Source organism: Methanolapillus ohkumae, from assembly GCF_032594355.1.
Taxonomy (GTDB): Archaea; Halobacteriota; Methanosarcinia; order Methanosarcinales; family Methanosarcinaceae; genus Methanolapillus; species Methanolapillus ohkumae.
Genome location: NZ_CP131061.1, coordinates 310229 through 328597, shown reverse-complemented (window position 1 = coordinate 328597; position 18369 = coordinate 310229). Strand labels below are relative to the sequence as shown.

16 protein-coding genes are annotated in these 18369 nt (G+C 41.7%); 2 read left to right on the top strand and 14 right to left on the bottom strand.

Annotation, left to right across the window (positions count from 1 at the left end; translation table 11 throughout):
• Positions 1 to 11 precede the first annotated feature (11 nt).
• The 11 genes from MsAm2_RS01350 to MsAm2_RS01300 form a co-directional block, all read right to left on the bottom strand.
• Positions 12 to 1007: a UbiA prenyltransferase family protein gene (locus MsAm2_RS01350; RefSeq protein ID WP_338098034.1), complete on the bottom strand. Its 996-nt coding sequence runs from the start codon at positions 1005 to 1007 to the stop codon at positions 12 to 14.
• Positions 1008 to 1344: 337 nt separating this feature from the next.
• Complete coding sequence (tgtA, locus tag MsAm2_RS01345) at positions 1345 to 3012, bottom strand: tRNA guanosine(15) transglycosylase TgtA (protein ID WP_338098033.1); 1668 nt, start codon at positions 3010 to 3012, stop codon at positions 1345 to 1347.
• Between the two features lie 106 nt (positions 3013 to 3118).
• On the bottom strand, positions 3119 to 3706 hold the full coding sequence (locus MsAm2_RS01340; RefSeq protein WP_338098032.1) for a putative immunity protein: 588 nt from the start codon (positions 3704 to 3706) through the stop codon (positions 3119 to 3121).
• A 276-nt stretch (positions 3707 to 3982) separates the two neighbouring features.
• Positions 3983 to 5008 carry a flap endonuclease-1 gene (gene fen / locus MsAm2_RS01335; protein WP_338098031.1) on the bottom strand — a complete coding sequence of 342 codons (1026 nt, stop codon included), beginning with the start codon at positions 5006 to 5008 and terminating at the stop codon, positions 3983 to 3985.
• Positions 5009 to 5438: 430 nt separating this feature from the next.
• Positions 5439 to 5729 (bottom strand): hypothetical protein, encoded by a 291-nt coding sequence (locus MsAm2_RS01330; protein ID WP_338098030.1) that lies wholly within the window; start codon positions 5727 to 5729, stop codon positions 5439 to 5441.
• 643 nt (positions 5730 to 6372) lie between these two features.
• Positions 6373 to 7026: a hypothetical protein gene (locus MsAm2_RS01325; RefSeq protein WP_338098029.1), complete on the bottom strand. Its 654-nt coding sequence runs from the start codon at positions 7024 to 7026 to the stop codon at positions 6373 to 6375.
• A 341-nt stretch (positions 7027 to 7367) separates the two neighbouring features.
• Entirely contained in the window at positions 7368 to 7760 is a 393-nt protein-coding gene (locus MsAm2_RS01320) for a Zn-ribbon domain-containing OB-fold protein (protein ID WP_338098028.1), read from the bottom strand.
• A gap of 5 nt (positions 7761 to 7765) precedes the next feature.
• Positions 7766 to 8938 carry an acetyl-CoA acetyltransferase gene (locus MsAm2_RS01315; RefSeq protein ID WP_338098027.1) on the bottom strand — a complete coding sequence of 391 codons (1173 nt, stop codon included), beginning with the start codon at positions 8936 to 8938 and terminating at the stop codon, positions 7766 to 7768.
• Between the two features lie 12 nt (positions 8939 to 8950).
• Positions 8951 to 10000 carry a hydroxymethylglutaryl-CoA synthase gene (locus MsAm2_RS01310; RefSeq protein ID WP_338098026.1) on the bottom strand — a complete coding sequence of 350 codons (1050 nt, stop codon included), beginning with the start codon at positions 9998 to 10000 and terminating at the stop codon, positions 8951 to 8953.
• A gap of 612 nt (positions 10001 to 10612) precedes the next feature.
• Positions 10613 to 10771 (bottom strand): hypothetical protein, encoded by a 159-nt coding sequence (locus tag MsAm2_RS01305; RefSeq protein WP_338098025.1) that lies wholly within the window; start codon positions 10769 to 10771, stop codon positions 10613 to 10615.
• Between the two features lie 242 nt (positions 10772 to 11013).
• Positions 11014 to 11757, bottom strand: a complete 744-nt coding sequence (locus MsAm2_RS01300; RefSeq protein WP_338098483.1) for a helix-turn-helix domain-containing protein — start codon at positions 11755 to 11757, stop codon at positions 11014 to 11016.
• A gap of 218 nt (positions 11758 to 11975) precedes the next feature.
• On the opposite strand from MsAm2_RS01300, the gene MsAm2_RS01295 reads away from it, so the two are divergent.
• Both MsAm2_RS01295 and MsAm2_RS01290 read left to right on the top strand, forming a co-directional pair.
• Positions 11976 to 12962, top strand: coding sequence for a hypothetical protein (locus MsAm2_RS01295; protein ID WP_338098024.1), 987 nt, complete (start codon positions 11976 to 11978; stop codon positions 12960 to 12962).
• Between the two features lie 214 nt (positions 12963 to 13176).
• A complete protein-coding gene (locus MsAm2_RS01290; protein ID WP_338098023.1) occupies positions 13177 to 14181 on the top strand; it encodes an AIR synthase family protein in 1005 nt (334 codons plus the stop codon).
• A 458-nt stretch (positions 14182 to 14639) separates the two neighbouring features.
• Here the strand turns inward: MsAm2_RS01290 and MsAm2_RS01285 are convergent, their stop codons facing one another.
• The 3 genes from MsAm2_RS01285 to MsAm2_RS01275 all read right to left on the bottom strand — a co-directional run bounded on the left by MsAm2_RS01285 (position 14640) and on the right by MsAm2_RS01275 (position 17876).
• Positions 14640 to 14981, bottom strand: coding sequence for a hypothetical protein (locus MsAm2_RS01285; protein ID WP_338098022.1), 342 nt, complete (start codon positions 14979 to 14981; stop codon positions 14640 to 14642).
• Between the two features lie 911 nt (positions 14982 to 15892).
• Positions 15893 to 16522: a hypothetical protein gene (locus tag MsAm2_RS01280; protein WP_338098021.1), complete on the bottom strand. Its 630-nt coding sequence runs from the start codon at positions 16520 to 16522 to the stop codon at positions 15893 to 15895.
• A gap of 328 nt (positions 16523 to 16850) precedes the next feature.
• Positions 16851 to 17876, bottom strand: coding sequence for an MtaA/CmuA family methyltransferase (locus tag MsAm2_RS01275; protein WP_338098020.1), 1026 nt, complete (start codon positions 17874 to 17876; stop codon positions 16851 to 16853).
• Positions 17877 to 18369 lie beyond the last annotated feature (493 nt).

The window sequence follows — 18369 nt, the reverse complement described above, 5'->3', positions numbered from 1 at the left end:
GGAAATGTCAATCAGAACATTCCGAAAATTTCCGACAGAGACGGATAAACATCTACAAAAACCAAAAGCAAGATATCTAAAATCATTGCCGAGAACATGACGCCGCGGTAGTTGGAACCGTCAACAAACAGTTTCCCGCCGAGCTCGGGAACCGGATTTTGAATAAAACGCAGGCAGTGCCGGAGCATCCAAAGTCCGGACAAAAGCGCCGCGATAAAATAAAGCGGTCCAAGATGCGCGGAGAGACCGATTGCGATGGATAAAAGGATGCCGATGGTCCAGATGATTAAAATGAATTTGGCGGTTAAGGGAATGCCGTAAGTCACCGGAAGCGTCGGAGCGCCTTTTTGGCGGTCGCCTTCCACATCACGGGAAACCCCCGCAAGCGTAAATCCCCAGTCCGTCATGCAAATCATAAGCCCAAAAAAGAGAGCGGGCAGCGGAAGAAGGTAGGTCAGCGGAACATCGCCGATGGAGGAGACCATGCCGGTAAAATACGGACCGATCGACGGCGTTAAAATGCCGGCCGGCGCAAAAGCCAGCCAAATTCCGATGGGGACCAACCCATATGCCAGTCCGACGGGAATAAAACTGAAGGGGGTTTTTCGTTTAAAGAAAACGGAATACAGCGTTATGATGAAAAGCGCGATTAAGAGAACGACAAAGGATTCCGGATTGAGGAAATAAGAAATAAAAACAGCGATGAGCGCAAGCGCTGTCGCGTAAAGAAATGCGTTTTTTCGGGAAACTTGACCGGACGGGAGCGGACGGCTGGGCAAATTAATCAGATCAATATCCACGTCGACACAATCATTAAAAACATAAGAACTGGTGATGGCAAAGAACCCGCCAATGGTCGCCAGCAAGAATAATCCAAGCTCGGGAAGTCCACCCGTCGCGAAATAAAAAGCGAGCAGCGCGGAAGATGCCGGAAGCGTTATGTCCATAAACGCAATTTCCGGACGAAGCATAACAATATAGGGCTTGATCTGATTAAGAATTGACAATTTACCACCCGGGCCGACATTGAAAAACAAACCGAGACACAAAAATCGGCGCGTAGCGCGTCAATTAAAGGGATGAAAAAACGACCGGCTGAAATTCAATGGTAAAAATTTCCTTTTCGGAAAAAATTTGAAAGAATCAACCCTGAAATGAGTTCATTACTTTAATATTTTTTGTCACGTTTGCTGTTACATCCACATTTTCATTGGACATTTCCAAATGACAAATCTATTTTTCAACAAATCAAATCTATTATTTCAACAAATCAAATCTATTTTTCATTTTTATCTTTTGGTTTTACCTTTTTTTTCTTTCGCTTTATTTTTCGTTTTTTTGGTTTTATTTTTCCAAATCATCCAGCCGGTCAACGACGGTACATACTTTTTTCAATTCTTCAAAACAGGATTCATCGAATCGAGAGAGACGTTTTCCTTTAACAAAAACGAATTTTGCGTCCGGATTTTGTTGAACCAGGCGAAGAGTGTGATCCAACGCTTTTTGAAGAGACGGAAGGCTTGGGATGTCTAAAACTTCGGCATTAAACGGATAGTTTTCATCCAATTCCACCGGATAAGCGCCAAAGGGCGGCTTAAACGAAAAGATAAAATCATATTCTTTGTCTTTGGGAGACGAATGGGGACGAATGAGTACGTTTCCGTGAACAGAGAGGCGAGAGAGGCGCATTCCGTACCGCAAAACTTCGGGGCGGTTGGCAGATGCGGCACTACATTCGAAAAACGTGGATTTGGCGGCCGGATCATGTTGTTCCAGCCAGTCGGAATGGGAAAAAAGCGCATCCAGCGCCCCCAAAATTTTCGGATGAGAATGGCACCGGAGTTCAACCAATTCCATAAGTTTTCCGTCACTGATGGCTTGTTTGATTTGCCGGATTTCTTCAAAGGTGACATACAGGTTGTGCCGAGCCAACAATTCTTCTTTATTGGCGGCTTTTTTCAGGCTTTCTGCCGTGTTTTTCATACAAACCGGACAGGAACAGGGCAAATATTTCAGCCGGTCGACCATGTAAGTTCCATTCACCGTGATGTAGCGACCGCCTTTGGCATACAGCGCATAGGCTGCCGAGTCAAACAAATCACAACCGAGTGCAACTGCAAGCGCAAACATCATCGGATGTCCGGCCCCAAACAAATGAACCGGAGCGGTTGGCGTCAGATTTTTTTTGGCAGCAACGATAATGTCGACAAGTTCCGAATACCTATAGGCTTCCATCAATGGAACAACCGCTCCGATCGGATAAACATCAAAATCCAGTTCGGATAAGTAAGCCGCGCTTTTTTCCCGGAGACTTTTATGGGTGGAGCCTTGAATGGGTCCGGCCAGCATCATGTCATCGCCGCGTCTTTTCACATCTGTTTTTCCATCTGACATTCCAGCTGCTTTTCCATCTGACATTCCAGCTGCTTTTCCATCTGACATTCCAGCTGCTTTTCCATCTGACATTCCAGCTGCTTTTCCATCTGACATTCCATCAGACTTTCCCTCGGATTCCCTATGGGATTTTGCCGCCTCTCTTGTTTTTTCAACGATTTCGCGGGCTTCTTTGAGGCGGGCATGTGTAATTTCAAGTTCTCCGGATGCTTTTTCAAAAGAAACATCAGGCCCGGTGGGGATGTCGAGCGGAACTCCGATATCGGTTCCGATTTGCTGCTCAAAAGAAATGATTTCATGGTTTTCCACATTGATTTCGCCGTAGACGGACAACTGAAATGATCCGGAATCCGTCATGATCGGACCGTCAAATCCTAAAAGTTCATGAAGCCCGTCTTTTAAAGCTTTTTCCCGCAATTCTTTTTTGTTATAGATGATGTACGAATTGGTGATTAAAATTTCCGCGCCAAAGTCTTTCATTTCCGCAGGTTCAATAATTCGAAGATTCGGATTGATGACCGGCATGACAGTCGGCGTTTCAACAATTCCGTGCGGTGTTCGGAGACGCCCGATTCGGCCGGCACCGTCTTTTTCAATTATTTCAAAATTGGATGGCATAATGAATCCTCAATAAAAAATAAAAACTGAAATTTTTCTATAAATTTTTTCTATAAATTTAAATGAGTGAGGAGATGAAACAAATGGAAGTATTAAATTCTTCTCTTCAAACTTTATTTTTCATTTTTTGTTCTTGTTTTTGCCGGAAAAGTTTTTCTTTGTTGGGGGAATCTTTGAGCAAAAACGGCGCCCAACTTCTTTTTTTGTCCTCCGCATGAATTTCCCAATAAGTCAGCCGTTCGTAAAACCAGTCCAATTCGTCTGCCACCAATGCTTCCGCATCATTCGGCATTGTGTACGGACATTTGGCGTAGGCGGCCGCTGTCAGTCCATAAAAGACCAATCCCAAAGCGTGTGTTTCTACGTGAACGGTTGCGGCCGCATGTCCGACCGCACGTGCGGCGGCTTCTGTGACCGGATCGCTGCCTGATTCGGTGGCGGCTTTGTGGCAGGCGAGAATGGCTTTTTTCGCATCCGGCATTTTAATGCTGCCGCTTGCCCATAATCCGGCCGCTTCAACCGCTTGGCGCGGACGCAAATCATCGGAGCGTGACTCAAAAATGTTCAACGCAAAAGACGCGGAGTCCAGCGCCCAAAGCACCAACGTCCGATGATTTTGTTGTTCAATGAGTTCCCGAATCGGCTGGATACAGGCACTTTCTCTTGTGAAAAGTAATTTTTTCATGGAAACCATTTATGATTTTTTTTAATTTTTTCAAAAACGGATGCAGCAAATAAATTATATTTTACAAAAGGCTAACCCGTCTTTTTGTTGATATTTTCAAAAATGTGTCATCGTAACGCGCGCGGCAGCAGCAAATTATAAACCGTAAACCGTCAGCAGCAAATTATAAACCGTGAACCGTCAGCCGCAAATTGTAAATCGTGAACCATCAGCCGCAAATTGTAAATCGTGAACCATCAGCCGCAAACTGTAAACCATAAACTCAAAAACAATAGCCAAAGAGGGTCAGAACCACTGATCCAATGTGGTTTTCTTTTTCGCCATCCGCGCCGCATTTATTTTTTGGCAAGCGTTTAAAACGCGGTCATCGGAAAAGTCACGTTTCCGGCACAAGAATTCAACCATTTTATCCGCATCGGCTTTTTCCCACCGGAGAACATAATCCCGGGTGACGGGCGGGTGCTCGAAAAATGCTTTCGCTTTTTGAAATTCCGGGATCAGATCTTCTTTTTCCTTGGACCGAAGAACCGCTTCAAAAGTTCCTTTTTCCCGAATGAGCTTAAGCCCGGTTTTGGCGCCGACCCGCTCCAATCCTTTGTTAAAATCGGTGCCGACCAAAAGCGCAATGTCAATGAATTGTTCCTTTGTGATGCCGAGTCGGGCAAGGTTTTTTTGAAAATCCACTTTTTCGGGTGCTACATCCACATAAACATTTTTTCCGGGAAGCTTGCGCTTTCCCGACACCGTTAAATTTCGGATGACCAGCGGCGCTCCGAAAATAAAAGCATCATAATCTTGAGAAGACACATAATCGACGCTTTTTTGTTCCAACATGAAAGCCGCTTGCGCTTCTCCTTCCGACGGACTTTCCACGATCGGAATTCCCATCATGGACAACAACATTTTGGACTCGTCAATCACTTGCGGGTCAATCCGGGCAGATGCTTGCGCATATTTATAAATCTCCGCCGTATCTCCTTTTTCAACCGCAAGCTTCCATTTTTCATGTGCTTTATCGCGAAGTTCGCGGCGTTTTTCAATTGTTTCCGCTTTGAGTTCAGGCGGCTCGCCGTCAAAAACAAAAACCGGTTTGATGCCGGATTCGACAAAACTTGTCGTCCGGTAGAGAAGTCCGGCCAAATGCGAGGTGATATTCCCATTGGTATCGGTAAGCGCTTGCCCGTCCCGCCCCCGAATCGTGGTCACGAATTGGTAGATGACATTAAAAGCGTCAAACGCCACAATTTTTCCATCCAAATCTTTTGCGGAAATTTCATCCCGCTCTAACAAATCCCCGATATCTGCGCCCATTCTTTCACCCGACTTTTCCAATTTATTCAATTATTTCCAATTTTTATTTCTTTCATTGATCTTTTTATTGATCGATTGATTTTCATTGATTTTTTAAAAGAAAGGAAGCCGTCATATAAAAAAATTCCCGAAAATGAGTTGTTTTAGTCCGGCCGGATTTTATATTTCAAATTGCCGGATTATTTTCAGCGCCAATATTTTTGGCGACAAAACCCCAAAATTAAGGACAATTCGATGAGAAGATACATCCGATCATTTTCGTGACGTCACGAAAATGATCACCCATTTTGGGAAATCGAAAAATAAAAACAAAAGATTGAAAAACAAAAAGAATGAATAAAAATGGATTTAAGGAGATAGAATCGTAAAAAAAGAGATTAGGCGGACTCTCGTCCTTTCATTCAATTTTTAAAAACAGATTTTTTCCATATTAGCTGGAAGGTTGGATGGTTATGTCAATGACAGGTCCCTCGGACGCGTCGAATTTAGAAACAGTCAGGATGTTACCTTTGCGCTCGACCAATGTCGCTTCAGTGACTTTTAATTGTCTTGCGCCGTCTTTACTTTTGTGGACAACCCATAATTTTTGTCCTTTCGCCGGATGATTGCCGAATTTATCGACCATGCTTGTGACGACTTGCTCAAATTCCGAATAAATTAAAATTTCGGTCTTATTTGCCTGTTTTCTAATACTGCCAATCGGTTCAACCGTAAGGAGCATATTCCAATTCCATCCCGTTTAATATAGAAATTTTTGTAAAATAAATGTGTGAAAGGTATTTGAAAGGATATCCGTCTGTGACATCCTTTTTTCGTTTCTAGTCGATAATTACTTCACAGGTATATATTCATTTCGTTAATAAACGAAATAAAGATTGATGATTCGTATACCGAATTTTTCAGTCTCTGTATTCCGAAATTTTCGGAGTTGCCCCGCAAAAATAGGGAAAAATTCGTTTGAAAAAGTGTCGAAAATGAGGAAAAATCATCGACACTTGAAAGGATGCAAAGGGTTTTATCCGATTTATTTTCGACAAATATTTATATTTTTAATTATATTATTTAATTTCTATTCTTATCTTTTTTCACTTTATCGAATTTATATATTTTTCCAAATATTATTATGTTTCATTTTTGTCGGATTGTGGTTTGTTTCATTTTTGAGCGGGTCGCCACGCGCGTTATGGCGGCAAATTATTATTTTTTTATACCTGCGGGTTGGCTTTTATTTCTATTTTTGAAGGATTTGCCGCTTTTTTCTGTTTACAGAAATAAAAATGGGCCATTGATTTTGTTTAATGTCTTTTAAAATTTGCTGCCATAACACGCGCGCAGGTTGCCTGGCCTCCAAGAAACAAAAAACCTTACTCATGAACGATAAAAAGCCCCGGATACATGATCTCGTTTTGTCCGCTGCCCAAATCTTTGGAATAAATCAAATATTTCTCACCGGCTTTAAAATCCCACGGGTTTGGGTAAGCCCCCATCATCGCGAATTTTCCAACCCGGCCGCCTTTTACAGAAATGGTCATTTCTTTTTCGGCCGGCCCCTTCACCCAATCATCCACTTCAAAAACAATATCTGAATAGATGTACTCATCTTGTGTGACAGAGGACGTAATCGATTTATATTCCCAAGAACCGGATTCATAAACCATCATTCCTTTTTCGGGAAGTTTGAAATAAAGAATGAACGGTGCTTTGCCGCTGTAAGTTGACCAAACCGCCGGCTGAACTTCTTGAACGGTTCCGTAAAAAATCAGATCGGATTCTGTAATTAAGGTCTCATTTGTAAAGCCCGAACGGGAGTCATTTCCCCATTTTTGATACCAGATAATATTTTTGTCTCTCGGGGTAGCCGAAAAAGTCCATTCATATTTTGTGATATTTTTGTTCAATGGATTGATGGAATCGGAATCCAAATGAACGAACTCAGTATCCGTTTGATTGTGACTTTCCGTTTCTTTTTGTTGATAATCGATGCATCCGGCAATCAAAATTCCGATGCATAAAATCAAGAGGAAAAATAATTTTTGACATCTCATGGAAATCACTTTTAGAAATAGATGGGATAATAATTATCCCACCCATAACCTTAATAGATTTTTAATTTTTCCGTACTTATTTTTTCTCCATAATAATTAATAAAGGGTCTAGATGAGTTATGTTTCTGGTAAAGAATAGCATCTTTGCCACCATTATTGAATTTTTCAAGGGCAGAGGAATTTGTGTACCATTATTCGTTTCTCAAATAGTGGCTTTATCGCTCAACTACATAAAAACAAACAAAAAATAAAAAAAGAACAATCAACGGCAAAAGCCATTGATTGTTTCAAATTATGGAAGAAAAACCAAAAGGTTATTTGTCCAACTCGAATTTTGTTCCGTAGTAAAGAATACCATCTTCGCCGTCACTGCCGAGTTTTCGAAACACGGAGTGAACACGCTTTCCGATGGCGGCTTTTGCCGGCTCGTCCACGATTTGCGTGGTCAGACACGGACCTTCATCCAATTTGACAATGGCCAAAGTGTACGGCACCAAATCGTTAAATTCATCGGACGTCGTGTGCGTCACGGTGTAGGTGACGATTTCGCCTTCTCCTTTGAATTTGTAGGATTCTATTTCACCATCGCGGCGGCAAACCGGACATAAGTTCCGGACCGGATAGAAATATTCGTTACATGTTTTGCAGTGGGAACCGACTAAGTTGTAGCGGCTGGCCTGCTCTCTCCAGAATCTTGGTACTGTCATTGATATCACCTCTCACTCGAGAAAATGTGCACCACAGCCGTGGCACCCGAGCCGCCGACATTGTGTGTCATTCCATACTTTGCGCCCTCAACCTGGCGTTTTCCGGCTTCGCCGCGGAGTTGCGTGACCGCTTCAACCGCTTGCTTAACACCGGTGGCACCGACGGGGTGGCCGCAGGATTTCAGGCCGCCGGACGGGTTGACCGGGATTCTGCCGCCGAGTTTTGTCTCGCCGTTCATGGACACGACACCGCCCTTTCCTTTATCAGCAAAACCAAGGTCCTCAATCGCACAAATTTCGGCGATGGTGAAACAGTCATGCACTTCGACAAAGCTGATGTCTTTGGGGGTGAGTCCGGCCATTTCGTAGGCCCGCTTTCCGGCAACAACCGTTGCATCCAACGTAGTGATGTCGCGGCGGTCGTGAAGAGCGATTGTGTCGCTTGCTTGCGCGCTGGCTTTCACATAAATCGGTTTGTCCGTGTATTTAAGAGCGTCTTCCGCCGGCACAACCACGACGGCTGCGGCGCCGTCCGACACCGGAGAACAGTCCAAAATGTGAAGCGGGTCAGAGACCATAATCGATTTTAAAACCTGCTCAATGGAAATCTTGCTCTTGAATTGAGCAATCGGATTGTGCATACCATTTTCATGGTTTTTCACGGCAACCGCCGCTAATTGTTCGCTGGTGGTTCCGTATTTTGCCATGTGCAATTTGGCAATCATGGCATAAATTCCCGGGAACGTCGCCCCCTGGATACCCTCCCATTCACGGTCGGCGGCGGCGGAAAGCGCGTCTGTCGCACCGGAGGAAGAGATATCTGTCATTTTTTCGGCACCGGCCGCAATGGCAACATTGCTGTAACCGGACGAAACGGCTTGAATCGCTTGGCGCAGCGCAAGACCTCCGGAGGCACAGGCCGCTTCCACACGGGTCGACGCCACGTGAAGTCCGCGCGCAAGACCGGAATAATCCGCAATGAGCGCACCTAAGTGTTCTTGTTCAACGAACCGGCCGCCACTCATGTTTCCGACATACATGGCATCGATTTCTTTTCCGGAAATTCCGGCATCTTCAATGGCGCCGATTCCGGCTTCGACAACGATGTCACGCAAGGACCGTTCCCAAAGTTCTCCAAATTCTGTCGTCTTTGCGCCGACAATTGCTACTTCTCTCATTTTTATTCCCCCTCATCCGAACTTAATTTTTCCTTTGTGGTGCGCGTATTTACCGTAGCTGAGGTAAATCGGATCGGCCAAAAGTTGTTGAACGGACGGAGCCAGTTTTCTTTTCTCTTCAATTTTGTCGGTCACAAGAATGCTGAACGCATCGGATCCGGCACCGGAACCATAAGCGGTTGCGAAGATGCGGTCACCCGGTTTTGCAATATCAAGTGTGGCCGCGATTCCCATCAAACAGGATCCGGAATATGTGTTTCCGAGTTTTGGAACCACGAGTCCCGGCTTGATTTGTTCCGGTGTAAACCCGAGTAGTTGCGCGGCCCGTTCCGGAAATTTACCGTTGGGCTGGTGGAAAACCGCATAGTCGTAATCCGACGGCTTGGTTCCCATCTTTTTCATGAGACCTTTGGCGCCGCTGGTCACGTGTTTAAAGTATCCGGGGTCTCCCGTAAACCGTCCGCCGTGGCCGGGGTACGGTTGTCCTTCACGCCGCCAGAAGTCGGGGGTGTCGGTGGTAAAAGAGTAAGTGTCTTCGATGACGGCAATGAGTTCGGATTTTTCTTTTCCGATCACAAAAGCAACGCCGCCGGCCGCGGCCGTGTATTCCAAAGCGTCATTGGGCGCGCCTTGAGACACGTCGGCGCCGATCGCAAGTCCCAAATCCACCATGCCGGAGCCGACCAAACCCATACAGACTTGAACGGCAGCTGATCCTGCTTTACAGGCAAACTCAAAGTCTGCCGCGGTCATGTCCGGGGTTGCGCCAACGGCTTCAGCCACAATCGTACTGGTCGGTTTGACCGCATACGGGTGGCTTTCAGAGCCGGTGTACACCGCTCCGATTCTTTGGGGATCGAATTTCCCCCGTTTGAGTGCGTTTCGTGCCGCTTCGACCGCAATCGTCGCCGCGTCCTCGTCAACATCCGGAACCGATTTTTCATAAACTTTCAAACCGGCTTTTAAAATTTCAGCGTCTCCGCCCCAAACTCCGGCAATCTCTTCGGTTTTAATCCGGTATTTGGGAATGTAGGCACCGTAGGAAACAATTCCGACTGTCATTTATTCACCTGCATTTTAATTATTCTTGATTGATTCATAATTTCATTTAAAAAAAGTAAAAATTTAAAAAAATACGAAAGCAATTTAAAAAATTACTTTCGTTTCTTTTGAGGTTCTTTAAGGATTTCGTTTTTTTATTTTTTTTCGTTTTTTATTTTAGGTTCATATTTTTTTGAGTGTTTTTAGATTTTTTGGGTTTTGGGTTCTTCATTTGAGGTCTTTTTCAAATCTTGAAAAACTCTTATTCATTTATTAAATATTTATTTCGTTTTTTCTTCAAATTCTTCAATTTCGTTTTTTATTTTTAAACCATTTTTAGAGCTTACCAATTAACTCTGAAAAGATGCTCCCGAATCAAATCAAGCGGCATCGTTTCAGAGAACTTAAAACCAAAAACGAACAATAGGTATATAAACATAACGTAGGCGGATTCGTTGATTGACGTAATTTTGAGAAGCAAAGCCAATAAAAAATACGGTATCGACGAAGTCAAAATTTTATAAGAAGAATCTAGAGGCAAATTCAAAAAATAAAAGGGAACAAAAGAAGCAAAAAACGTTCATTTTTAAAATAAAATAAAAAATGAAAAATAGATATTCTCCTGACATTTTGTTATAACATGCATATAAAAAGATGAAAAAAGAAACAAAAATGGAAAAGAACTGTTCCTGATTTTACAACTGCTGTAACTTCTTCAACTTCTGAAACTGCTGCAACTGCTGCAACTTCTGAAACTTCTGAAACTGCTGCAACTACTGCAACTACCACCATCTTTTCCGCCAATATATTTGTTCATAACAGCAATTTCAAGAAATTCGAATGCGAGGATACATGTCCATTTTTCAATAAAACACATCCGGATTCAGGATAAATCATTTAAAATTGACCAAACGACTTTAATTGATTTTTAAAAAATAGGCTGCCATCCCGCGCGCGGCCACGTCGCAAAAAAACCGAAAAAAAGAAAAATAATAAAATGAAGAGAAGATTTCAAAAACAACAGGGATTGGACTTTAAATTCCTTTGATGGAATACTGGCCGTATTTTTTCAATTCGGCAATGGCTTCCGTAATGTCTTTTGTCGTACACAGGAGCGGGATTCGGTCGACTTCCGCCATTTTGACCGCCATCGGATCCACTTCATCTTTGGAAAGTCCGTGAAGAACAATAGCGCCGGGCTTTAAATTGGTCACCCGAATGGCAACGAGCGGAGATTTTCCGGTGGACACTTTTGTAAAAACCATGGCGCGGTCGGTACTCCACCCGTACAGGCGCTGGAATTCATAAGAAGACATTTCCAAAATGGATCGCTTGCTGTCGACAATGGAAAAACCGTAAAGCGGACGTTCCATGCCGCGGTAAAGAACGTGCGCGTCCAGTAGGGAAACCAACTTTTGAAACTGAATCGGAATGGAATATTCGTAGGTGGAATAAATGGATTCTTTGGAACTGTCTGCGGTGAGCATGGATTCATACGCATGAATTTTTTGGCCGCCACGCTCAGTATCGATTGCGAGAAGTGATTCGACAATTTTGCTGACCATGAGCGTTCCCGGGGATTTTCGCCGGCCGCTTTCATAATCGCTAATAACCGACGGCGATACTTCGAGGGCGTTTGAAATATCGGTTTGCGACACTTCAAAGTTTAAGCGCCATTTTTTAAGGCATTCGCCGGGTTTTTCGGAGAGCGTAATCTCTCCGGCCATCTTTTCCGCCAGCCTCTTTTTTAAATTTTCAAAAGCCTCATTGTCTGTCATGACAAGCAAGAGAAGGGGTGAATGAAATATAAATTTAACTCAACTTTTTTAGAAAGGGTTGACAAATTAAAAATCGAATGCAACAGACAGTTTCTAAAAGAATGGAAAATAAATTTTTCTTCAAAGACCAAGAAATCCGGAACCATACAATCCGTATATAAATTTGCCGATTTTGAAAAAATGAAAAAGAAGATGAATGTCCTTTTCTTTTTGAATTTATGAAAATGATGAAAATGATGAAACAGCCGAATATTTTAAAACCGGAAAATAAAAACGAATATATTTCGGTTTTTGATTTAAAAACCTGGATGATTTGTCCGAGATTGTTTTTCTTTCAAAACTCCCATCGGGAAAAGAATAAAACAGAATGGGAAGAAAAAAACAAATATTTTTTTCAAAAAGACCCGGTCCGGTTTTTTGAAAATGAAATCCTCCGGGAAATATTATTTTGCCTGCCGGAAATGATTTTAGAAAACGCCGGCGAACAAGAAAACGGTACGTGGGTGGATTTTGCCGGATTGGAAAATAAAATCCGGCAGCTGATTGAGGATTTGAGAGAGGAAATGAAATTATTGGAAAGCGAAAATCCGGATGAAATAAAAAAAGATGAAATTAAAGCAGATGAAATTAAAAAAGAATCCGGCGCCGGAAATAATATTTTTGCCGCGATTGACGACGCTTGTGCCGAAATTGTCCGAAAAATTCCGATATTGATTCAAAATATTTCAAAAACGATTGAAACCTATGGATTTGATCTTTATGAAGCCGCCGCAAACCCGGTCAAATCCGAACACGTCTTTTATTTTCAAAAAATAAATCTGGCAGGCGCACCGCATAAAGTTGTGCTTTGGAAGGAAAAGATGGTCCCGTATCTTCTGAAAACATCCGCGCCGCCTCAAAACGGTATTTGGGAAAAAGACCGAATTGCTGCGGCGGCTTACATTTTAATTTTGGAACATGAATTCAAAAAAGAAAACGTAGCGGACAGTTTTATCATGGATTATGCCGGCGAACTTCGAATTGGACGCATCCGTCCCCAAGATAAAAAAATTGTTTTTCGAACGCTGCGGCAAATAAAAGAGGCAAAAAACGGAAAAATGCCGGGTGAAAAAAACATTTTATTTTGCCCCAATTGCCGGTTTCAAGAAAACTGCCGGCCGAAATTGGTTTCCATTTTGTCGCGATTTTGGGGAAAAGGAGAATGAAAAGTGTGAAAAGTGGCGAAAAGAGAATTTTTAAATACAGAAAATGCCGTAGTTAAGAAAATTCTATTGAAAAATGATTATTCTATTGAAAAAATTTATTAAAAAATTATTGAAAAAAAGTTATTAAAAGTTTATTGAAAAATTATTGAAAGTGATTTTGATTTATTTTTGTATTTTATATTTTGCATTTTTGAAATGACGGACAGGAAAAAACATGGAAATCGGAAAAGTGCCGCATGACGTTTTGAAAAATATCGTTTTTGACAAACTGAAATTTTTCAATCCGGACGTGACGATTCGCCCCGGAATCGGGGAAGATTGCGCCGTTTTAAATTGCGGGGAACAATTGGTGGTTCTGTCCTGCGACCCGATTACAGGTGCCTTAAATGAAGTCGGGCGCTTGGCCGTTCATGTGTCTTGCAATGATATTGCCGCAAGCGGCGTTCGGCCGCTCGGTCTTTTGGTGTCCATTCTTCTGCCGGCCGGCTCCACGGAATCGGATTTGGAAAAAATCATGACGGAAATTGCGGAAACCGCAACCGCGATTGGCGTCAGTGTGATTGGCGGCCACACGGAAGTGACCGACGCTGTCACCCGCATCGTTATTAACACGACCGCCATCGGACTCTCCAAACAAAAAACAATTTGCTCCGCTGGCGCAAAACCGGGCGACAAACTTATTGTCACCAAAACGGTCGGCCTTGAAGGAACTGCGATTATTGCCAACGAAAACGAGGCCGCCCTCAAAAAACAATTCGGAGACGGTTTTGTAAGCGATGCGAAAGCTTGCCTGAATCAAATCAGCGTCTTAGAAGAAGGAATCATTGCCGGGAAACTCGGCCCAGACATTGTGCACGCGATGCATGACATCACGGAAGGCGGAATTTTCGGCGCCGCCTGGGAACTCGCGGAAGCCTCGGGAACCGGCGTCAACATTTTTTTGGAAAAAATTCCGATCGCGCCGGTCACAAAAACCCTGTGCGACTACTACAAAATTAATCCGTGCCGCCTGATTTCAAGTGGCAGCATGATGATGGCGACAACGAACCCCGAATTGCTCATTCAAAAATTGAGCGAAAAAGGAATTCCCGCCGCCGTTGTCGGGGAAATGACAAGCAATCCCCAAGAGCGGTTTATTTTTAAAACCGGATGCAAACATGATTCGGAAAAAAGCATATTGAAGCAGCCGCAACCGGATGAATTGTACAAATTGCCTTGAGTTGTTTTTGGATTTTTAATTTTTCTGTTTTGGTGAATGCCTGCGCGCGTGTTATGGCACCCATTTTGAATAAACATTTTAAACAGAATCGAATGGCTGGTTTTTGCATAAATATTTTAAACAAACTCATGTGGCTGATTTTTGCATATATATTTAAAACAAATCCGGATGGAAATTTTTTTATTCAAAACATAAAAACCAAAACCCCGATTTTTATCGACTTTTTCTAAAACCCCGCCGACCGATTTTATTTTCAGAAGAAAAAGAAAAAATGTCGGCTTTTTTTTACTTGATTTTTTTAAAAAGATGGGGTTTGGTTTTTTAATTGAATTTGGGGAATCCGACAAAATCAGACGCGCTCTCGCGTCTGTATTTTGAAAACTTTTTTGTTTCAACCGAATCTGTAGTGCTTTACGTAATTTTTTGTTAAAAAATTCAAGTGAAAAACAGAAATTGATTCAGTTAATGCGATAAAATTTAATAATAAAAATCAAGAGCAAAAAGAAGAGGGAAAAAGTAATCAGAGAATAAAATCCTTTGGTTTCCGGATTTTGCTCCTCTTTGGCCGAAAACCATCCGGTTAAACCGCTTAAAAGAAGGACAATCCAAAGCGCCATTTCCGATGTGAACAAATTGTAAAAAGGAATAACCGGAAGCAGAAGACCAAATAATAAAGAAAGGGGTTGATTTTTAGAGAAAAAACCAAAAAGAAGTGCTCCAAATGATAGGATGGACAAAATCAGCAAAATAACAATCAAGAATTCCAAACTGCTTGAAAAATTATTTTGATAAACTCCCAAGTAATAAAATCTTGATAGAAGAATGTAAAAAATAAAAAAACCAACAAAAAAAATGATATTGGTTTTTTGAGTTGGTTTAAAAATCATGCGAATCTTCCTTTAAAACCAATAAAATACAAAAACGAATGTCAAAATACAAGAAAGGATGGAAAATACATAATTCATATCATTTATTTTTTTATTTGAACTGTTCGCTGCTGCAAAAAAGCCGGCCAATCCGGCAAAAAATGCAATTCTGAAAAATGGAAAATACGGCACTAAAGCGTCTTCGGCTGGAAAATCGAATCCGGATTCAATTACTGAAATGAATAAAGGCAAAACAAATCCGATGACTGGAATTAAAAAACCCAATGCTGCGGATAAAAGGCGTGATTTTGTAATAAAGCCATAAAAAACACCGCTCAGTAAGATGTAAGATAAAAAGACAATATCCCAAAAAAGAAGCAAAAATCCTGAAAAATCGACATATGATGCAATGAATGAATTGGGAAGATGAATCAGCCCCATGAATACAAATATGATTATAAAAAAGAGAAATAAATCTGTTTTCGTGGATTGTGGATTCATATTAAAACCTTAAAAAAATAAAGGAATCCGTTTTTCCGGATTCACTGAGTACGATAAATGAACGTTGCATAGTTGTTATTATAAATTCCATCATAGTAACCAGAATTGTTCATCGGTGTTTGACTTATACTCCACGACCCGAGCAACCATGATGGACCAGGTCTGAAGTAATTTGCAACCATTTGTTCAACCGGTTCAAATTCCGTAACAACGTGTGGAGAAGCACTGTCTCTGTGTGCACCACCAACAACAACACCATTTGAACTACTTGTCATTTGATACAAACGAACGTGATAGCCGCCATTATATCTAACAGGATCACTGGCAACACTTTTACTTCCAAGCTAAATACCATTTCTATCAAGAATCTCATATCTGTATTCTACTGTTACAACTCCCGTCCAATTGCCTGCGCCTGCTAAAATGTTATTTTTTACAAGACTTGAAGATGTATTGTCCCATATCATGTTTATTGGATCTTTTCTTACGCACACACCACTTATAATGTACCACATGTGCTGAGGATAAGTGTAATACTTCCACCACTTATATGGGTCGCTTGGGGATGCCATAACAACCATTTCTTTGTTTACATTTGTTAATGATACGTCTTCTTCAAGAGAAAGGAGTTGGTCCTCAAAATAAACTTGTTTTTCATTTGATTCTATTGGATAACAATTCACCTCAGAAATCACATCTGATTCAAACATTTCCTTGAATCTGGAATCATTGCTTTGATAAATGGTTTCAACTTGCAATTCCTTTGTTTTTGAATCCAACGTTTTTGTTGTATAAATTGTTGTCACCGTCACATTAAAAGTATGGTCTGCAATCCACTTGTCGGATTCTGCCATCAAAACTTTTTTTTGGGCATCGGTCAATTTTTCGAAATCATAATCCGGCGAATCAAAATCAATTCCCGCCAGAATATCTTTCCCGTCAGACAGTTTTCGTTCACTCCCATCTTTCCGCAAAAGCCGGACCAGAAAGTGCTAACAAAATAACAAAAGTACAAAATAGATTTAAAAATTTATTTTTCATATTTTCACCTTTTGAATATTTAGAATAAAGCCTCAACTATATTAAAAAGAATTATTTTTTTCAAAATAATTCACATATGACAAATATTTTTAAATACATTTAATATTAATGGATTTATAATATATAGATTTTATAAAATATTCAAAAATGTGAAAATGCTCAAAATAAAAATATTGGCCAAAAAAAAGGCAAATCCGCATTTTTGCGAATTTGCCCCGGCTTGTACAATATGTGAGGTATGTACGAGTTTATTTTTAAAAATTACTTGTATTTGGCGGTCTTGGTGAACTCCACCAAGGCTTTTAAGTTCTCGGTCGGGGTGTTGGTCACAATACCGCAACCAACGGTCACGATAGTGGCGCCTTCCGCAAAGACTTCCTGGCAGCGTTTGGTCACTTCGGCCGGTGTGCCTTTCCAGAGGAGTTGGACAGGGTCGAGGTTTCCGACGATTTTTGCCTGTTTGGAGGCAGCAGATGCGAGTTTGATGTTGACTTTTTGGTCAACGCTGATACCGTCAACACCGGCTTTGTCCATGAGGGCAATTCCTTTGGTGGTGTCGCCGCAGATGTGGAGAATGGTGGAAACATTGAGGGCGCGCATGGCGTCTGCGATCTTTTTGTGGTACGGAACCGCAAATTTCTCGTAGAATTGGTCGCCGAGAAGTTCGTAGCTGGCCGTCGGGTCGATAATGACAATTGTGTCAGCGCCGGCTTTCACCATTTCTGTCGCGTATTTGATACAGAAGTCGGTGGTCAGGTCGATTAAGGGTTGAACAACCGGGTCGTCCATCATGATTCCCATAAACCAGTTGTCACCATTAAGGTGCTGGGCGAGGGAGAACGGTCCAATCATGGAACCGATAATCGGAAGTTCTTTTCCGTATTTGTCGGCCAAGATTTTGGTGGATTTGATAATTCTGTCCACACGTGCGGTTCCCCCGAATTTGAAGTTTTTCCATTTGTCAACATCTTCCGGTGTCTTGACGCTGTGGCCGATGACGGAGGGTTGTTGGTCAAGGGTTCCTGCTTTTAATTTGCATCCGAAAAATTCGGCTTCGGCGGTAATGTCGAACGGAACACGGACGGCTTCAAAACCGACGACGGTGTGGGCGGCTTCTGCCAATTTGGCGAGCATTTCAGAGTCTTCGTGAGCTTGCGGCCAGAAGATTTTGACGGCTTCCATTTGTTCGACCGTCGCAGTTTGTGTAAAACAAACGGCCGGCATTCTGTCAACTTCCATTCCTCTTAAAACGCGGTATAATCTCTCTTTTGGTGTGTATGTTGTCATTTTGAGTTCCCCCAAAGGTATAATGATATAAAAATAAAAGAACCGTCAGGTTCCTATTTTAAAATTATACCATGCAAATACGGTTTTTAATACGATTCTTAATACGGTTTTAAAGTTTATCTGATTTTTTTGTAACGTTTTTTGAAAAAAAACAATATGATTTTTTCAAAAGTACCAACATTTCCAAAAAAATGATTTTAAAAAATCCGGCTTATTGCAAAAAAGATTGCAACCGGCGTAAAACGCCATTTTACCGAACAAACCTGACAAACATAAAGCCTTGAAGATTTTTAAATTTTATCCTGAATTTTCATGATAGAGAATATTTGGAATTATATAGAAAAGATGAAATTGTCAAAACTTTATAAAAATACAACAGGTTTGAATTATATTTTTAAAAATAACACCTAAAAAGAAAAACATTTGAATAAAAACAGCCTATTGTAAACGGCATATTGTATTTTTCAACAGAAGGTGGATAAAATCATAACCA

What these genes read in the sequence shown, in the direction of transcription:
- fen (WP_338098031.1), bottom strand. Translation starts at nt 5,008, where the DNA reads ATGGGCGCAGATATCGGGGATTTGTTAGAGCGGGATGAAATTTCCGCA.
- MsAm2_RS01340 (WP_338098032.1), bottom strand. Translation starts at nt 3,706, where the DNA reads ATGGTTTCCATGAAAAAATTACTTTTCACAAGAGAAAGTGCCTGTATC.
- MsAm2_RS01295 (WP_338098024.1), top strand. Translation starts at nt 11,976, where the DNA reads ATGAAAATGATGAAAATGATGAAACAGCCGAATATTTTAAAACCGGAA.
- MsAm2_RS01310 (WP_338098026.1), bottom strand. Translation starts at nt 10,000, where the DNA reads ATGACAGTCGGAATTGTTTCCTACGGTGCCTACATTCCCAAATACCGG.
- MsAm2_RS01275 (WP_338098020.1), bottom strand. Translation starts at nt 17,876, where the DNA reads ATGACAACATACACACCAAAAGAGAGATTATACCGCGTTTTAAGAGGA.
- MsAm2_RS01305 (WP_338098025.1), bottom strand. Translation starts at nt 10,771, where the DNA reads ATGGTGGTAGTTGCAGTAGTTGCAGCAGTTTCAGAAGTTTCAGAAGTT.
- MsAm2_RS01330 (WP_338098030.1), bottom strand. Translation starts at nt 5,729, where the DNA reads ATGCTCCTTACGGTTGAACCGATTGGCAGTATTAGAAAACAGGCAAAT.
- MsAm2_RS01320 (WP_338098028.1), bottom strand. Translation starts at nt 7,760, where the DNA reads ATGACAGTACCAAGATTCTGGAGAGAGCAGGCCAGCCGCTACAACTTA.
- MsAm2_RS01315 (WP_338098027.1), bottom strand. Translation starts at nt 8,938, where the DNA reads ATGAGAGAAGTAGCAATTGTCGGCGCAAAGACGACAGAATTTGGAGAA.
- MsAm2_RS01290 (WP_338098023.1), top strand. Translation starts at nt 13,177, where the DNA reads ATGGAAATCGGAAAAGTGCCGCATGACGTTTTGAAAAATATCGTTTTT.
- tgtA (WP_338098033.1), bottom strand. Translation starts at nt 3,012, where the DNA reads ATGCCATCCAATTTTGAAATAATTGAAAAAGACGGTGCCGGCCGAATC.
- MsAm2_RS01300 (WP_338098483.1), bottom strand. Translation starts at nt 11,757, where the DNA reads ATGACAGACAATGAGGCTTTTGAAAATTTAAAAAAGAGGCTGGCGGAA.